The 15,576-nt window shown below is 62.8% G+C and carries 14 protein-coding genes; 5 read left to right on the plus strand and 9 right to left on the minus strand.

Features of this window, described 5'->3' with window-relative positions; all coding sequences use genetic code 11:
* Positions 1–11 precede the first annotated feature (11 nt).
* The 8 genes from AC07W7_RS18575 to bioB all read right to left on the minus strand — a co-directional run bounded on the left by AC07W7_RS18575 (position 12) and on the right by bioB (position 8,545).
* Entirely contained in the window at positions 12–1,304 is a 1,293-nt protein-coding gene (locus AC07W7_RS18575) for a GGDEF domain-containing protein (protein WP_076962259.1), read from the minus strand.
* Positions 1,305–1,512: 208 nt separating this feature from the next.
* On the minus strand, positions 1,513–3,318 hold the full coding sequence (locus tag AC07W7_RS18580) for a phenylacyl-CoA dehydrogenase (RefSeq protein ID WP_495039863.1): 1,806 nt from the start codon (positions 3,316–3,318) through the stop codon (positions 1,513–1,515).
* 241 nt (positions 3,319–3,559) lie between these two features.
* On the minus strand, positions 3,560–3,841 hold the full coding sequence (locus tag AC07W7_RS18585) for a pyrroloquinoline quinone biosynthesis protein PqqE (protein WP_076962261.1): 282 nt from the start codon (positions 3,839–3,841) through the stop codon (positions 3,560–3,562).
* A gap of 107 nt (positions 3,842–3,948) precedes the next feature.
* Positions 3,949–4,629, minus strand: a complete 681-nt coding sequence (gene bioD / locus AC07W7_RS18590) for a dethiobiotin synthase (RefSeq protein ID WP_076962262.1) — start codon at positions 4,627–4,629, stop codon at positions 3,949–3,951.
* Positions 4,626–5,438 (minus strand): malonyl-ACP O-methyltransferase BioC, encoded by an 813-nt coding sequence (gene bioC, locus AC07W7_RS18595; protein WP_495039864.1) that lies wholly within the window; start codon positions 5,436–5,438, stop codon positions 4,626–4,628. The genes bioD and bioC overlap by 4 nt, the downstream gene beginning before the upstream one ends.
* Complete coding sequence (locus tag AC07W7_RS18600; protein WP_076962264.1) at positions 5,431–6,162, minus strand: alpha/beta fold hydrolase; 732 nt, start codon at positions 6,160–6,162, stop codon at positions 5,431–5,433. Before AC07W7_RS18600 ends, bioC begins: the two co-directional genes overlap by 8 nt.
* Positions 6,155–7,333 carry an 8-amino-7-oxononanoate synthase gene (bioF, locus tag AC07W7_RS18605; RefSeq protein ID WP_495039865.1) on the minus strand — a complete coding sequence of 393 codons (1,179 nt, stop codon included), beginning with the start codon at positions 7,331–7,333 and terminating at the stop codon, positions 6,155–6,157. Before bioF ends, AC07W7_RS18600 begins: the two co-directional genes overlap by 8 nt.
* A 156-nt stretch (positions 7,334–7,489) precedes the next feature.
* On the minus strand, positions 7,490–8,545 hold the full coding sequence (bioB, locus tag AC07W7_RS18610) for a biotin synthase BioB (RefSeq protein WP_495039866.1): 1,056 nt from the start codon (positions 8,543–8,545) through the stop codon (positions 7,490–7,492).
* A 92-nt stretch (positions 8,546–8,637) separates the two neighbouring features.
* Here bioB and AC07W7_RS18615 point away from each other — a divergent pair, with 92 nt between their 5' ends.
* The 4 genes from AC07W7_RS18615 to rarD all read left to right on the plus strand — a co-directional run bounded on the left by AC07W7_RS18615 (position 8,638) and on the right by rarD (position 12,305).
* Positions 8,638–9,375, plus strand: coding sequence for a ComFC family protein (locus AC07W7_RS18615; protein ID WP_197882441.1), 738 nt, complete (start codon positions 8,638–8,640; stop codon positions 9,373–9,375).
* A gap of 64 nt (positions 9,376–9,439) precedes the next feature.
* Complete coding sequence (locus AC07W7_RS18620) at positions 9,440–10,204, plus strand: TOBE domain-containing protein (RefSeq protein WP_495039884.1); 765 nt, start codon at positions 9,440–9,442, stop codon at positions 10,202–10,204.
* A 119-nt stretch (positions 10,205–10,323) separates the two neighbouring features.
* Positions 10,324–11,298: a serine/threonine protein kinase gene (locus AC07W7_RS18625; RefSeq protein WP_076962268.1), complete on the plus strand. Its 975-nt coding sequence runs from the start codon at positions 10,324–10,326 to the stop codon at positions 11,296–11,298.
* A gap of 122 nt (positions 11,299–11,420) precedes the next feature.
* Positions 11,421–12,305, plus strand: a complete 885-nt coding sequence (gene rarD, locus AC07W7_RS18630; RefSeq protein ID WP_076962269.1) for an EamA family transporter RarD — start codon at positions 11,421–11,423, stop codon at positions 12,303–12,305.
* A gap of 110 nt (positions 12,306–12,415) precedes the next feature.
* Here the strand turns inward: rarD and AC07W7_RS18635 are convergent, their stop codons facing one another.
* Positions 12,416–12,934, minus strand: coding sequence for a glycine cleavage system transcriptional repressor (locus AC07W7_RS18635; RefSeq protein ID WP_076962270.1), 519 nt, complete (start codon positions 12,932–12,934; stop codon positions 12,416–12,418).
* A 445-nt stretch (positions 12,935–13,379) separates the two neighbouring features.
* Between AC07W7_RS18635 and AC07W7_RS18640 the strand changes: the two genes are divergently transcribed.
* Positions 13,380–15,557 (plus strand): malate synthase G, encoded by a 2,178-nt coding sequence (locus AC07W7_RS18640; protein ID WP_495039867.1) that lies wholly within the window; start codon positions 13,380–13,382, stop codon positions 15,555–15,557.
* Positions 15,558–15,576 lie beyond the last annotated feature (19 nt).

The following is a 15,576-nucleotide window of genomic DNA, read 5'->3' on the forward strand; positions in this document are numbered from 1 at the left end:
ACCGCCATCACTCAACCGGCAGCGCCCTGCATGCGCACCGCGCCACGGCGGTTCTGCCCGGCGGCAACCACGCAGTTACGCCCGGCGCCCTTAGCGTTGTACAGCGCCTGGTCAGCGGACTTGAGCACCTCTTCCGGGGTGCGCTGCTCGGCCTGGCGCTCGGCGACGCCGATGCTCACCGTCACCGACACACTGGACGCCCCCGTGCCCGAACGGCGCTGGCGCCCCTGCTGATCGTCCTGAGGGCGGCTGTCCGGGTTGCGCAACTTGATGTGGTAGTTGGCAATGATCTCGCGGATTGCTTCCAGGTGCGGCAGGCATTCGTCCAGGGTCTTGCCGGCAAACACCACGGCAAACTCTTCGCCACCATACCGATAGGCCCGGCCGCCGCCGCCGACTTTCGACAGTTTGCTGGCCACCAACCGCAGCACCTGGTCGCCGACGTCATGGCCGTGGGTGTCATTGAACCGCTTGAAGTGGTCGACGTCGCTCATCGCCAGCACATAGTTGCGGCCCAGGCGCTGCATGCGCTCATTGAGGGCGCGGCGTCCCGGCAGGCCGGTGAGTTCATCGCGAAAGGCCATCTGATAGGCCTCATGGGACACCCCCGCGGCAATCATCAACATCACCTGGCTGCACATGATGTTCAGGGTGAACGGCAGGATAAAGGTCTGCGGCAACATCCAGAATATCCCCAGCAACCCCACCAGTTGCGCGGCATGCAACGGCCGAGGCTCGCGCCAGTACTGCGCCGCCAGTGCAACAAAGCCCAGCAGGAACACCGGGTATGACAGCTGGATCAAGCTCATCCACGCCCCATGCAGCGCCGGCCAGCGAATTTCCGCCAGCCAGTTGAGCAACGGCTCCGGGTAACTCTGCTCCAGGCCCAGGGCCACGCTGCCTACGGCGAGCAGCACCGCACAGCGTGCGATAAAGTCGCGGAACAGGTGGGTTTTTTCCTGCCATAGGGCATAGATGCTGAACAACATTGGCAACAGCAGGCACACCAGATGGAACACCACGGCGGCGTCTTCGCGCACGCGGCCATGGTCACGATAAAAATCGGTCTGGGTGTCCAGCAGGAAGTAGGCAACGTACACCGTCACCATCAGGAACAGCTCACGCTGGCGGCGGTACACCGCGCAATAGGCACCGCCCAGCAACAGCACCAGGGTCGGCAGGACATTGAACAGCGAGGTGAAGAAGACGCTGAGGTCCTTGACGTAAGCAGCCGACAACCCCGCCAGCAATAACAGCAACGATGGTAGGAAATGACTGAAACGTACAGCAGACGCGCGCGACAAGGGTAAAGCTCCGACCCACAAAAAAAAGATGGCACAGTGCCTTCGCTGCTCACAGTTAAGCACACTCAATGTGACCTACGTCACATTGCCATCACTGTAACGGCAGCAAGGCGCAATCCCTGAGCGCGCCACTCAGGTTTTTTCACCCTCCCACAAAAAAGCCGCCGCTCCCGAAAGAGCGGCGGCTTGGCAGGGAACCCGCCGAGGCTTAGTAGCCCAGGTCGAAGTTCTCTTCTTTCATGTCCATCAGGTTGTTGGCGCCCGACAGCATGGTAGCGACGTGGGTGCGGGTACGCGGCAGGATGCGCTGGAAGTAGAAGCGCGCGGTCTGCAGCTTGGCGGTGTAGAAGCCTTCTTCGCTGGTGCCGGCAGCCAGTTTTTCGGCAGCCAGGCGCGCCATGTCGGCCCAGAAGTACGCCAGGCAGGCATAACCGGAGTACATCAGGTAGTCCACCGACGCGGCACCGACTTCTTCACGGTCCTTCATGGCGGCCATGCCGACCTTCATGGTCAACTCGCCCCATTCCTTGTTCAGTGCCGCCAGCGGTGCGACGAACTCGCTGACCGCTGCGTTGTCTTCGTTGGCCTGGCAGAACTTGTGCACGATCTTGGTGAAACCCTTGAGCGCTTCGCCCTGGGTCATCAGCACTTTACGGCCGAGCAGGTCCAGGGCCTGGATACCGGTGGTGCCTTCGTACAGCATCGAGATGCGGCTGTCGCGAACGTTCTGCTCCATGCCCCACTCGGCGATAAAACCGTGGCCGCCGTAGATCTGTACGCCGTGGTTGGCGGATTCAAAACCGACTTCGGTCATGAACGCCTTGGCGATTGGGGTCATGAAGGCCAGCAGGCCATCCGCCTGTTTCTTGGCTTCGTCGTCGGTGCCGTACTTGACGATGTCCACTTGCTTGGCGGTGAAGTACACCATCGCACGGTTGCCTTCGGCGAAGGCTTTCATGGTCAACAGCATGCGGCGTACATCAGGGTGCACGATGATCGGGTCGGCGGCCTTGTCCGGCGCTTTCGGGCCCGTCAGGGAACGCATTTGCAGGCGGTCACGGGCATATTTGAGGCCACCCTGGAAACCGATCTCGGCGTGGGACAGGCCTTGCAGCGCGGTCCCCAGGCGAGCGGTGTTCATAAAGGTGAACATGCAGTTCAGGCCTTTGTTCGCTGGGCCGATCAGGTAACCGGTGGCCGCGTCGAAGTTCATCACGCAAGTGGCGTTGCCGTGGATGCCCATCTTGTGTTCCAGGGAGCCACAGGACACCGCGTTGCGCTCACCCACCGAACCATCGGCGTTGGGTAGGAACTTAGGCACGATAAACAGCGAAATGCCTTTGGTGCCAGCCGGAGCATCCGGCAGGCGGGCCAGTACGATGTGGACGATGTTGTCGGCCATGTCGTGCTCACCGGCCGAGATAAAGATCTTGGTCCCGGAGACTTTGTAGGAACCGTCGGCCTGAGGCTCGGCCTTGGTGCGCAGCATGCCCAGGTCGGTGCCGCAGTGCGGTTCGGTCAGGCACATGGTGCCGGTCCACTCGCCCGAGACCAGTTTGGTCAGGTAGGCATCTTGCTGCTCGGGGGTGCCGTGCTCGGAAATGGTATTCATCGCGCCATGGGACAGGCCTGGGTACATGCCCCACGACCAGTTGGCTTCACCGACCATCTCGCTGACGGCCAGGCCCAGGGATTCCGGCAGGCCTTGGCCGCCGTGCGCGACGTCGTGGGCCAGGCTCGGCCAGCCGCCTTCGACGAATTGCTTGTAGGCTTCTTTGAAACCAGTAGGGGTTTTAACGCCTGACTCGCTCCAGGTGCACCCTTCGATGTCACCGACGCGGTTCAACGGGGCCAGCACTTGCTCACAAAACTTGGCGCCTTCTTCAAGAATGGCGTCAACCATGTCTGGGGTAGCGTCCTGGCAAGCCGGCAGACTCTGATAGTGCGCTTCGTAGCCGAGCAGTTCGTCACGAACGAAGCGAATATCACGCAAGGGGGCCTTGTAGTCAGGCATAGCGATAAACCTCTGCTGATGAATCCTGGAATGAACAACCGCGTGGATTTGTTGTAGCGGTCAAACAGTTGTTTGAAACATACGTTTACGCCCAATCCTTGTCAAGCGCCCAGCGGCTGCCGTTTGTCATGACACAGGTCAACGCCAGGCGCGACGAGGCCTGCAGCGTGATGCCGCACAAATTCCAAGGGGGGATAAAGGTAGGCGCCGGCTGGCGCCTACAGGAGAGTCGGGGGGAGGATCAGGCGTAGGTGTCGATCAGCGTGCCGAGCATTTCGTCGGAAGCCTTGGCAACTTTCGCCCCCAGCTCCACCTGAAACTTGCCCTCGGCCAGTTCCACCATATTGCTCGCCGAGTCGGTCGGCTGGCCGCGATTGACCGCCTGCAAGCGGTCATTCTGCGCATCCGAAGGCTGGCCGGTGGCGGCACTGGCAATGTTACCGGCGGCCTGGTCGACGCGGTTCTGCCCGGCCTGGATAGTGCTCAGGCCTGAATAAAACGCACTGCTTCCAGAGATGTCCATGGCGTGCACCTGCCTTGTAATCAATCGTGAACCCTTATTGAAGCAGACAATCTTGCAAAAGGCCCGTCAATAACACTAATGGCATAATGCCTTAACGGTAGCCAAAACTAATCAAGCAAGTCCAGTTGCAGGTACTCGGCCACCGCTTCGGCCGTGGCCTGCTTGAGCCTTGGCACTCGGCCCAGGCACGGCGCCGGCAGGCGTTCGGCCAAGGTGGCGAGGTTCTCTTCCAGACGGGAGGTCTTCGGGTCGATGATATTGGCCACCCACCCCGCCAGCGGCAACCCGTCCCGGGCGATGGCTTCGGCGCTCAACAACGCATGATTGATACAGCCCAGGCGCACGCCCACCACCAGGATCACCGGCAATTGCAAGGCCTTGGCCAAGTCCGACAGGTTGTCCTGGCCGGCCAGTGGCACGCGCCAGCCGCCTGCACCTTCGATCAACGTGAAGTCCGCGTGTTGCCCAAGGATGTGCTGCATCGGCTTGAGCAGGGCCTGCACGGTCAACGCCACACCGGCTTCGCGGGCCGCCAGGTGCGGCGCGATGGCTGGCTCGAAGGCCAGTGGATTGACTTCCGCATAGGCCAGCGGCAACGAGCACTCGGCCAGCAAGGCCAGGGCATCGGCGTTACGCAAGCCGCGGGGGGTCACTTCACAGCCCGACGCCACAGGCTTGCCGGCGGCGGTACTCTTGCCCGCTTGCCGCGCGGCGTGCAGCAGGCCGGCCGCAACGGTGGTCTTGCCGACATCGGTGTCGGTGCCGGTGATGAAATAGGCAGCGCTCATAATGGTTTCTCCAATACGGCGTACACGACTTGATAAGTGGCCGGCAGCCCCCGGGCCTGGCGGAACTGCTCGTAGGCCTGCACCAGTGCAACAATCCGTGCCCGGCCCGTCAAGCCTCCAGGGCGCCCCGGGTTCAGATTGTGCGCCCCCAAGGCTTTCAATTCGTAGGTCAGGCTGCGTACATCCGGGTAATGCAACACATGGGGGCGCTGCTCCAGGCTCACCACGCGCAAACCACTGGCCGCGCACAGCTGTTGATACGTGCTGAACAGGCGAAAGCGATTGACGTGCACCATCCCGTCTACCGCCCGCCAGCTTTCGCGCAGCTCATCCAGCGTGCCGACGCACAGGCTGGCAAACGCCAGCACCCCGCCAGGCTGCAGCACTCGCCGGGCTTCACTGAGCACTGCGGCAAAATCGGCACACCACTGCACCGCCAGGCTGGAGAAGATCAACCCGCAGCTTGCATCGCGTAGCGGCAAGCGCTCGGCATCCCCGGCGATAAAGTGCTCGGCACCGCCCAGGGGCCGTGCGTGGTTGAGCATGCCTTCGGCGATATCCAGCGCCAGGCCTTGGCCCTGGGGAAACACGGTGTTCAATGCGCGGCTGAAAAACCCGGTGCCGCAACCCAGGTCGAGCCAGCGCCCGGGTATCAGCGCCGGCGGCAGGCGCTGGATCAGCGCGCTGCCCACGTCACGCTGCAACGCGGCCACACTGTCATAACTGGCCGCCGCCCTGGAAAACGACGCCGCGACCTGGCGCTTGTCGGGCAAGGCGCCCGGCAGGGGAGGATGGGACAAATCAGTCATCACCGCACTCATGCAAAAAAGCCTGGATCGCCCCCGCCACTCCGTGGGGGTTGTCCAGTAGGAAAGCGTGGCCGGCCTGTTCAATCAGACCGACTTCGACATCTGGCAGCAACTTCAACAACTCAATAGCCGCCTCACAGGGCACCAACTCATCCAGGCCGGCAAACAGATGCAACTGCGGGCCACGAAAGGCCTGCAAGGCCTCGCGAGTATCCAGTTGCGCGAGCAGCTCAAGGCCGCTCATCAGCACCCTGGAAGGGGCCGCCGGCGCGCTGCTGACCAGCAGCCGCGCGATGCCCCGTGGGTCGTGCGTACCCTTGGCGCACAGCAGGCCGAAGCGTTTGAGGGTGACTTGCGAGTCGGCATGGCAGCCGGCCAGGAACCCATCGAACGCCTGCGCTGGCATCGCGCTGGGCCAGCCCTCATGCGCTACAAAACAGGGGTTGCTGGCCAAGGTCAGCAGGCCGCAGCAGCGCTCGCCGCGCCGTGCCGCCAACTCGGACGCAAGCATCCCGCCCAACGACCAGCCGCCCAGCCAGGCGTTATCGGGCAAGGTGGCGTCGAGTTCGTCGAGCCATTCGTCGAGGTCGCTGCCCACCAGCGCCGGCAACGGCTCGATATCCACCCGCAGGCGCTCGTCCAGGCCGCGCAAGGCGGCGGCCAAGGGTTCCAGCGGCGAGACCCCCAGGCCCCAGCCGGGAAGCAATATCAGTCGGTCACGCATGGTCGGACTCCCGGCCTGACAAGCGGAAACACTCGTCCAATGCCTCTAACAATAGCCGTACCTGCGCCTCGCTGTGGGCAGCGGTCAAGGTCACGCGCAAGCGCGCGCTGCCAGCCGGCACCGTGGGCGGGCGGATGGCCGTGACCATGATCCCGCGCTCGCGCAGCATCTGTGACAGGCGCATCGCCCGGCCACTGTCGCCAATCATGATCGGCTGGATCGGCGTGAAGCTGTCCATCAGCGCCAGACCGATCTGCTCCGCGCCCTGACGGAACTGGCGGATCAGCGCGTGCAGATGCTCGCGCCGCCAGTGCTCGCTGCGCAGCAGCTCCAGGCTTTTCAGGGTGGCGCAGGCCTGCGCCGGCGGTTGGCTGGTGGTGTAAATGTATGGGCGGGCGAACTGAATCAGGCTTTCGATCAGGTCCTCGCTGCCAGCCACAAACGCCCCGGCGGTGCCGAAGGCCTTGCCCAGGGTGCCGACCAATACCGGCACATCCTCCTGGCTCAGGCCGAAATGCTCGACAATCCCGCCGCCCGTGGCGCCCAGCGGCCCGAAGCCATGGGCGTCATCCACCATCAGCCAGGCGTCCTTGGCCCGGGTCTCGCGGGCCAGCGCCGGCAGGTCCGCCAGGTTGCCGTCCATGCTGAACACACCGTCGGTGACCACCAGGGTATTGCCGCAGGCCTTTTCCAGGCGCTTGGCCAGGCTGACCGCATCGTTGTGCAGATAACGATTGAAGCGTGCGCCAGAGAGTAAACCCGCATCCAGCAGGGACGCGTGGTTGAGCCGGTCTTCGAGCACCGTATCGCCCTGCCCCACCAAGGCGGTGACAGCTCCAAGGTTGGCCATATAGCCGGTGGTGAACAGCAAGGCACGTGGGCGGCCGGTGAATTCGGCCAGCGCCTCCTCCAACGCATGGTGCGGGGTGCTGTGGCCGACCACCAAGTGTGAGGCGCCACCGCCCACGCCCCAACGGGCCGCGCCGGCCTGCCAGGCCTCGATCACTTGTGGGTGATTGGCCAGGCCCAGGTAGTCGTTATTGCAAAAGGCCAATAGCGGCTGGCCGTCCACCACCACTTGCGGGCCCTGAGGGCTTTGCAGCAGTGGGCGCTGGCGATAGAGATGCTCTGTACGGCGGGCAGCGAGGCGCGCGGCGAGATCGAAAGACATGCTGGCCTCGGTAGATCAGGTTGAACTCGACCCACTGTGGGAGCTGGCTTGCCTGCGATAGCGGTGGGTCAGCCAATACATGAGGTGACTGATAGGTCGTTATCGCAGGCAAGCCAGCTCCCACATTTGGATTGCATTCCAATAGGGGGATGGGGGTCAGACGGCCGCGTTGTAGAACTGCTCGCTGCTTTTCTGCTCGACCAACGCCTGCTCAATCGCCGCCTGGTGCACTTCATCGGCATGTTCTTCGCGGGCTTCGGGCAGGATGCCCAGGCGCGAGAACAGTTGCATGTCCTTGTCCGCCTGCGGGTTGGCGGTGGTCAGCAATTTTTCGCCGTAGAAGATCGAGTTGGCACCGGCAAAGAACGCCAGGGCCTGCATCTGCTCGTTCATCGCCTCGCGGCCGGCAGACAGGCGCACATGGGATTGCGGCATCAGGATACGGGCCACGGCGAGCATGCGGATAAAGTCGAACGGGTCGATATCCTCGGCATTCTCAAGCGGCGTACCGGCCACCTTGACCAGCATGTTGATCGGCACCGATTCGGGATGCTCCGGCAGGTTGGCCAGTTGGATCAGCAGGTTGGCGCGGTCGTCCAGGGACTCGCCCATGCCGAGGATGCCGCCCGAGCAGATCTTCATCCCCGAGTCACGCACATACGCCAGGGTCTGCAGGCGTTCGCTGTAGGTGCGGGTGGTGATGATCGAGCCGTAGAACTCCGGCGAGGTATCCAGGTTGTGGTTGTAGTAGTCCAGGCCGGCCTGGGCCAGGGCCTCGGTCTGGTCCTGGTCGAGACGGCCGAGGGTCATGCAGGTTTCCAGGCCCATGGCCTTCACGCCCTTGACCATCTGCAACACGTAGGGCATGTCTTTGGCCGACGGGTGCTTCCAGGCGGCGCCCATGCAGAAGCGGGTCGAGCCGATGGCCTTGGCGCGCGCCGCCTCTTCGAGGACTTTCTGCACCTCCATCAGCTTTTCTTTTTCCAGGCCGGTGTTGTAGTGGCCCGACTGCGGACAATATTTGCAATCTTCCGGGCAGGCGCCGGTCTTGATCGACAACAAGGTGGACACCTGCACGCGGTTGGCATCGAAATGCGCGCGGTGCACGGTCTGCGCCTGGAACAGCAGGTCATTGAACGGCTGGACGAACAGGGCTTTGACTTCGGCCAAAGACCAGTCATGACGCAAGGTGGCAGTGAGGCTGGCGCTCATGGGCGATTCCTTGTTTATGCTTGGGCAAGCGCTGTGGGGAGGGTAATACCCACAGGCACGACACGGATGCTCGGCATATTTAAGGAAGATTCATGCACTGTCAACCTGACTACAAACACGAAGTTTACATCTGGTTAAAAAGCAATCAAACCTGCTTGATCTGCGATGAAGCCACGGATTCATCTTCGACCGTGTGTAACGCCTGCGAAATCGACCTGCCGTGGCTGACGCACGGCTGCCAGGTGTGTGCCCTGCCCTTGCCGGCGAGCGGCCTGATCTGCGGCCAATGCGTGCGGTCGCCACCTGCGTTCAAACAGGTGGTTGCGCCCTGGCGCTACAGTTTTCCGCTGGACAGCCTGATCAGCCGCTTCAAGCACCAGGGCAAATGGCCCCTGGGCCACCTGCTGGCGAGCCTGTTGGGGCAATGCCTGCAAGACCGCTTCGACAACGCCGAACTGACGCGGCCCGACCGCTTGCTTGCGGTGCCGATGGCCGCCAAACGCCTACGCCAACGCGGCTATAACCAGGCCACTATGCTCGCCCGCTGGCTGAGCCGGGACCTCGACCTGCCCCTGGATGAACACCTGCTGTTGCGCCCCCATGCCACCATCGCCCAGCAACAACTGGACGCCAAACAACGCCAGCGCAACCTGCTCAAGGCCTTTGCCCTGGCCCCTGGCGCACAGGTGCAGGGCCAGCACCTGGCGCTGGTAGACGATGTGCTGACCACCGGCGCCACCGCCCACAGCCTGGCCCGCTTACTGCTGCATGCCGGTGCGCGTCAGGTCGACGTGTATTGCCTGGCGCGCACGCCCAAGCCTGGCACATGACTTGACTCTGGCGCCGCCTGCCCGCAACGTCCTGTGCACCCCAGCCAGTGTGCAGCCGTTCGCCATGCCGTTACCGTCCCTGTTGAGCCAACATATCGTCCGTCGCCCGCAGCGCATCGCCTTGCTGCAACATATCGCCGAGCAGGGCTCCATCACCCGTGCCGCGAAAAGCGCCGGCTTGAGTTACAAGGCGGCCTGGGATGCCATCGATGAATTGAACAACCTGGCGCAAAAGCCCCTGGTCGAACGCAGTGTGGGCGGCAAGGGCGGCGGCGGTGCGCGGTTATCGGCAGAGGGCGAACGGGTGCTGCGCCTGTATCAACGCCTGCAAACCCTGCAAGCCCAGGTGCTGGAGGCGGCCGAAGACGCCAGCGACTTCAACCTGCTGGGCCGCCTGATGCTGCGCACCAGCGCGCGCAACCAATTGCATGGCCAGGTGATCGCCATCAACCGCCACGGCCGCAATGATCGGGTGCGCCTGGAACTGGCCGGCGGCTTGACCCTCGATGCGCAGATCACCCATGACAGCACCCTGCGCCTGGAGCTGGAAATCGGCACGCAGGTGGTGGCATTGATCAAGGCCGGGTGGCTGGAGCTGATTGCTGCCGACCAGGCGCCGACGCCTGGGTTCAACTGCATGGGCGGCCAGGTCGAGGCGGTTCTTGAGGCCGATGATGGCCCCAGCGAGGTGCGCATCGCCTTGCCCAGTGGCCTGGTGCTGTGCGCGCTGGTGGCGCCCGAGCAGCTCAAGGCGCAGGGGGCCGGTGAGGGGAAGCAGGTCCAGGTGCAGTTCGCGCCGAGCAATGTGCTGTTGGGCACGCCGGTGTAGGTGATCTTTAGGGACTCATCGCGGGCAAGCCCGCTCCCACCACACACACCACCTATCCAGGGCCCGGTGCGCTACCATACCCGGCCGGACGCGGCGACCTGCTGCGCGCAGGAGTTCGCATGGCCCACCCGTTTGAAACATTGACCCCCGACCTGGTTCTCGACGCAGTCGAAAGCATCGGTTTCCTCAGCGATGCTCGCGTATTGGCGCTCAACAGCTACGAAAACCGTGTCTATCAAGTCGGCATCGAAGACAGCGAGCCGCTGATCGCCAAGTTCTACCGGCCCCAGCGCTGGACCAACGAGGCGATCCTCGAAGAACACCGCTTCACCTTTGAACTGGCCGAGTGCGACGTGCCGGTCGTGGCCCCGATGATCCATAACGGCGCAAGCCTGTTCGAGCACGCGGGCTTTCGTTTTACCCTGTTCCCCCGCCGTGGTGGGCGGGCGCCGGAGCCGGGCAACCTCGATCAGTTGTACCGCCTTGGGCAATTGCTCGGGCGCTTGCATGCGGTGGGCGCCACCCGCCCCTTCGAGCACCGCGAAGCCCTGGGCGTGAAGAACTTCGGCCATGACTCCCTGAACACCCTGCTCGACGGCAATTTCATCCCCAAGAGCCTGTTGCCCGCCTACGAATCCGTGGCCCGCGACCTGCTCAAGCGCGTGGAGGATGTGTACAGCGCCACGCCGCACAAGAACATCCGCATGCATGGCGACTGCCACCCCGGCAACATGATGTGCCGCGACGAGATGTTCCATATCGTCGACCTCGACGACTGCCGCATGGGCCCGGCGGTACAGGATTTGTGGATGATGCTCGCCGGCGATCGCCAGGAATGCCTGGGGCAGCTGTCAGAGTTGATGGACGGCTACCAGGAGTTCCACGACTTCGATCCCCGCGAACTGGCCCTGATCGAACCCCTGCGCGCCCTGCGCCTGATGCACTACAGCGCGTGGCTGGCGCGGCGCTGGGATGACCCGGCGTTCCCCCACAGCTTCCCGTGGTTTGGCAGCGAGCGGTATTGGGGCGATCAGGTTCTGGCCCTGCGCGAGCAATTGTCGGCGCTTAACGAAGAGCCCCTGAAACTCTTCTGACCCTTGTATGAGCCGGCAAGCCGGCTCATACACGTTTTGCGGTGATTACGTTTTCAGCACACATTTGCTGATAAACATCCTTACAATCGCAGCATTGTTAGCTGCCTAAGCAAGGATTCTGCATGCAAGCCGCCAACCCGCGTCGCGGGTATATCCTGGGCCTCAGTGCCTACATCATCTGGGGCCTGTTCCCCCTCTACTTCAAAGCCATCGCCAGCGTGCCGGCCGCCGAAATCATCGTCCACCGCGTGCTGTGGTCGGCGCTGTTCGGCGGTTTGTTGCTGCTGGTGTGGAAACATCCCGGTTGGTGGCGCGAACTGCGGGACAACCCCAAGCGCCTGGCGATCCTGGCGTTGAGCGGCTCGCTGATCGCCGGCAACTGGCTGACCTATGTGTGGTCGGTCAACAGTGGGCGCATGCTCGAAGCCAGCCTGGGTTACTACATCAACCCGCTGGTCAACGTGCTGCTGGGCATGCTGATCCTCGGCGAACGCCTGCGGCGCCTGCAATGGGTGGCCGTCGGGCTGGCCGCCGTGGGGGTGATGCAACAGGTGTGGCAGGTCGGCAGTTTGCCGTGGGTGTCGCTGGTGCTGGCGCTGACCTTTGGCTTCTATGGCTTGATCCGCAAGCAGGCGCCGGTCAAGGCGCTGCCCGGGCTGGTGGTGGAAACCTGGATGCTGGTGCCGATTGCCCTGGCATGGCTGCTGCTCAACCCCGCCGCCCATAGCGCCAATATGGCGTTCTGGAGCACGTCCGAGGCCTGGTGGCTGGTGGCCGCAGGCCCGGTGACATTGATTCCGCTGGTGTGTTTCAACGCCGCAGCGCGGCATTTGCCCTACACCACCCTCGGCTTCCTACAGTACTTGGCGCCGACCCTGGTGCTGCTGCAGGCGGTGCTGCTGTTCGATGAACACATGAGCCCCGCCAGCCTGGTGGCCTTTGTGTTTATCTGGGCAGGGCTGGCGGTGTACAGCATCGATGCGTGGCTCAGCCTGCGCAAACGCTGATCAAATAACGTACAAAGCTTTGCAGGCCACGGCTGCCGTGGCCTGGCGCCGGCTCTCTACAGTTTATCCACAGGCCCATGCAAGATTTCCATGAACAACCCTGTGGAGGGTTATTCCTCGCTGCGCAGTTGCAGTTCCACCATCAAATCATCGGCCAGGGTTTCCAGGGCCGCCTGCAACTCATCCAATGCCAGGCTGGAAGGCACCGCCAGCGCGGCTTCGGCGTGAAACAACGGGTCACTGCTCATGGGCGCCGGACGCACGTCGGTGCTCAGGCGCTCCAGGTTGACCCCTTGCTTGCTCAATAGCGCGGTGATCTCACGCACGATGCCGGGTCGGTCATTGCCCACCAGGGTCATCAGGATCGGCTTGCTGGCCGACGCCTGCGTGCCGCTGCTCTCGCCCACCAGCACCCGGATGCCATGGGTGGACAGGTCCTCCAGGGCGCTGACCAGCTCACTGCGGTTCTCCATCGGCACACTGACCCGCAGGATCCCGGCAAATTGCCCGGCCATATGGGCCATGCGACTTTCCAGCCAGTTGCCACCGCGCTCGGCAATGCAGTGGGCGACACGTTCAACCACGCCGGGTTTGTCGGCGGCGATAACAGTGAGTACGAGATGCTCCATGGCGACAGCCCTCTTGTTGTGGACTAGCCAGTATAGGCAGATACGCCGGCTCCCACCTTGACCGCAGGCCGGTGAAGAAAAACAAATCGTGTACCATTTTTATATTTATCTGGAACAATCCATTGGTTTTTTGAGAACATCCCGTACCCCGCTGTGACCGTACAACCAAAGTGGGTCGCTAAACGACGTATTTAGTCTGATTTTCACAACCGCAACTCATCATGTAGTATGCCTCGGCGCGCACTACATAACGTTAGGTCGATGTCTGCCCAGGCGCCGTCGCAACCCCGAACACCCCGTCAGCCAGCCTTGCGCCGTTGATTGGAACCACCCAGCCGCCGTGATGGCATGTACTGGTGCCGGGTTTGTGGTTTAAATGGCCAGAGGCTTCATTGGTAAATTGAAAAGCTGAAAAGCGAATTAGCTCCGCAGAGTGAGGCAAGCAATGACTGAACACGTTCAAGTCGGTGGCCTGCAGGTCGCCAAAGTCCTGTTCGACTTCGTGAACAACGAAGCCATTCCCGGTACCGGCCTGACCGCCGACCAGTTCTGGGCCGGTGCCGACAAGGTCATCCACGACCTGGCACCGAAGAACAAAGCCCTACTCGCCAAACGCGACGATTTCCAAGCGCGGATCGATGCCTGGCACCAGACCCACGCCGGCCAGGCCCACGACGCGGTGGCCTACAAAGCCTTCCTGCAAGATATTGGCTACCTGCTGCCAGAAGCGGCGGATTTCCAGGCGACCACCCAAAACGTCGATGACGAAATCGCCCGCATGGCCGGCCCACAGCTGGTGGTGCCGGTGATGAATGCGCGGTTCGCCCTCAACGCCTCCAACGCGCGCTGGGGCTCGCTGTACGACGCGCTATATGGCACCGACGCCATCAGCGAAGCCAACGGCGCCGAGAAAGGCCAGGGCTACAACAAGGTGCGTGGCGACAAAGTCATCGCCTTCGCCCGTGCCTTCCTCGACGAAGCCGCCCCGCTCGCCGCCGGCAGCCATGCCGATTCCACCGCCTACAAGATCGTCGAGGGCAAGCTGGTGGTCAGCCTCAAGGGCGGCAGCAACAGCGGCCTGCGCAGCGATGCCCAGTTGATCGGCTACCAGGGCGATGCCGCCCAGCCCATCGCCATCTTGTTGAAGCACAACGGCCTGCATTTTGAAATCCAGGTCGACGCCAGCACCCCGGTCGGCCAGACCGACGCCGCCGGCGTCAAAGACATCCTGATGGAAGCCGCGCTGACCACCATCATGGATTGCGAAGACTCGGTGGCCGCCGTCGATGCCGATGACAAAGTGGTGATCTACCGCAACTGGCTCGGCCTGATGAAGGGCGACCTGGCCGAAGAAGTGGCCAAGGGCGGCAAGACCTTCACCCGTACCATGAACGCCGACCGCACCTACACCGGTGTCGATGGCAACGCGGTGACCTTGCATGGTCGCTCGCTGTTGTTCGTGCGTAACGTTGGCCACCTGATGACCATCGACGCAATCCTCGACGCCCAGGGCAATGAAGTGCCCGAAGGCATCCTCGATGGCCTGATCACCAGCCTGGCCGCGGTCCACAGCCTCAATGGCAACAACAGCCGCAAGAACAGCCGTACCGGCTCGGTGTATATCGTCAAGCCGAAAATGCACGGCCCGGAAGAAGCGGCGTTTACCAACGAGCTGTTCGGCCGCATCGAACACGTGCTGAACCTGCCGCACAACACCCTCAAGGTCGGGATCATGGACGAGGAGCGCCGCACCACGGTCAACCTCAAGGCCTGCATCAAGGCGGCCAGCGAGCGCGTGGTGTTTATCAACACCGGCTTCCTCGACCGTACCGGCGACGAGATCCACACCTCCATGGAAGCCGGTGCAATGGTGCGCAAAGCCGCGATGAAGGCCGAAAAATGGATTGGCGCCTACGAGAACTGGAACGTTGATATCGGCCTGAGCACCGGCCTGCAAGGCCGCGCGCAGATCGGTAAAGGCATGTGGGCCATGCCCGACCTGATGGCGGCCATGCTCGAACAGAAAATCGCGCACCCGCTGGCCGGCGCCAACACCGCGTGGGTGCCGTCGCCGACCGCCGCGGCCTTGCACGCGTTGCATTACCACAAGGTCGACGTGTTTGCCCGCCAGGCCGAACTGGCCACGCGCGCACGGGCTTCGGTGGACGATATCCTGACCATCCCCCTGGCGCAGAACACCGACTGGTCCGAGGAAGACATCCGCAACGAACTGGACAACAACGCCCAGGGCATCCTCGGTTATGTGGTGCGCTGGATCGACCAGGGCGTGGGTTGCTCGAAAGTGCCAGACATCCATGATGTGGGCCTGATGGAAGACCGCGCCACCCTGCGTATTTCCAGCCAGCACATTGCCAACTGGCTGCGCCATGGCGTCGTCAACGAAGCCCAGGTGCTGGAAAGCCTCAAGCGCATGGCGCCGGTGGTGGATCGGCAGAATGCCGGTGATGCGCTGTACCGCCCGCTGGCTCCGGATTTCGACAGCAATATCGCGTTCCAGGCCGCGGTGGAGTTGGTGATTGAAGGGACCAAACAGCCCAATGGTTATACCGAGCCGGTGTTGCATCGGCGGCGGCGGGAGTTCAAGGCCAGGAATGGTTTGTAACGGGTCATTGAAATGAAAA

Source organism: Pseudomonas sp. GW821-FHT01D09, assembly GCF_059422465.1.

Excerpts from the sequence above, each read along its gene's own strand:
- bioF (WP_495039865.1), bottom strand. The coding sequence starts at position 7,333 with ATGTCTTTCGATCTCGCCGCGCGCCTCGCTGCCCGCCGTACAGAGCAT.
- AC07W7_RS18625 (WP_076962268.1), top strand. The coding sequence starts at position 10,324 with ATGGCCCACCCGTTTGAAACATTGACCCCCGACCTGGTTCTCGACGCA.
- bioD (WP_076962262.1), bottom strand. The coding sequence starts at position 4,629 with ATGAGCGCTGCCTATTTCATCACCGGCACCGACACCGATGTCGGCAAG.
- AC07W7_RS18620 (WP_495039884.1), top strand. The coding sequence starts at position 9,440 with ATGCCGTTACCGTCCCTGTTGAGCCAACATATCGTCCGTCGCCCGCAG.
- AC07W7_RS18585 (WP_076962261.1), bottom strand. The coding sequence starts at position 3,841 with ATGGACATCTCTGGAAGCAGTGCGTTTTATTCAGGCCTGAGCACTATC.
- AC07W7_RS18600 (WP_076962264.1), bottom strand. The coding sequence starts at position 6,162 with ATGCGTGACCGACTGATATTGCTTCCCGGCTGGGGCCTGGGGGTCTCG.
- bioB (WP_495039866.1), bottom strand. The coding sequence starts at position 8,545 with ATGAGCGCCAGCCTCACTGCCACCTTGCGTCATGACTGGTCTTTGGCC.
- AC07W7_RS18640 (WP_495039867.1), top strand. The coding sequence starts at position 13,380 with ATGACTGAACACGTTCAAGTCGGTGGCCTGCAGGTCGCCAAAGTCCTG.
- AC07W7_RS18580 (WP_495039863.1), bottom strand. The coding sequence starts at position 3,318 with ATGCCTGACTACAAGGCCCCCTTGCGTGATATTCGCTTCGTTCGTGAC.
- bioC (WP_495039864.1), bottom strand. The coding sequence starts at position 5,438 with ATGACTGATTTGTCCCATCCTCCCCTGCCGGGCGCCTTGCCCGACAAG.
- AC07W7_RS18635 (WP_076962270.1), bottom strand. The coding sequence starts at position 12,934 with ATGGAGCATCTCGTACTCACTGTTATCGCCGCCGACAAACCCGGCGTG.
- rarD (WP_076962269.1), top strand. The coding sequence starts at position 11,421 with ATGCAAGCCGCCAACCCGCGTCGCGGGTATATCCTGGGCCTCAGTGCC.
- AC07W7_RS18615 (WP_197882441.1), top strand. The coding sequence starts at position 8,638 with ATGCACTGTCAACCTGACTACAAACACGAAGTTTACATCTGGTTAAAA.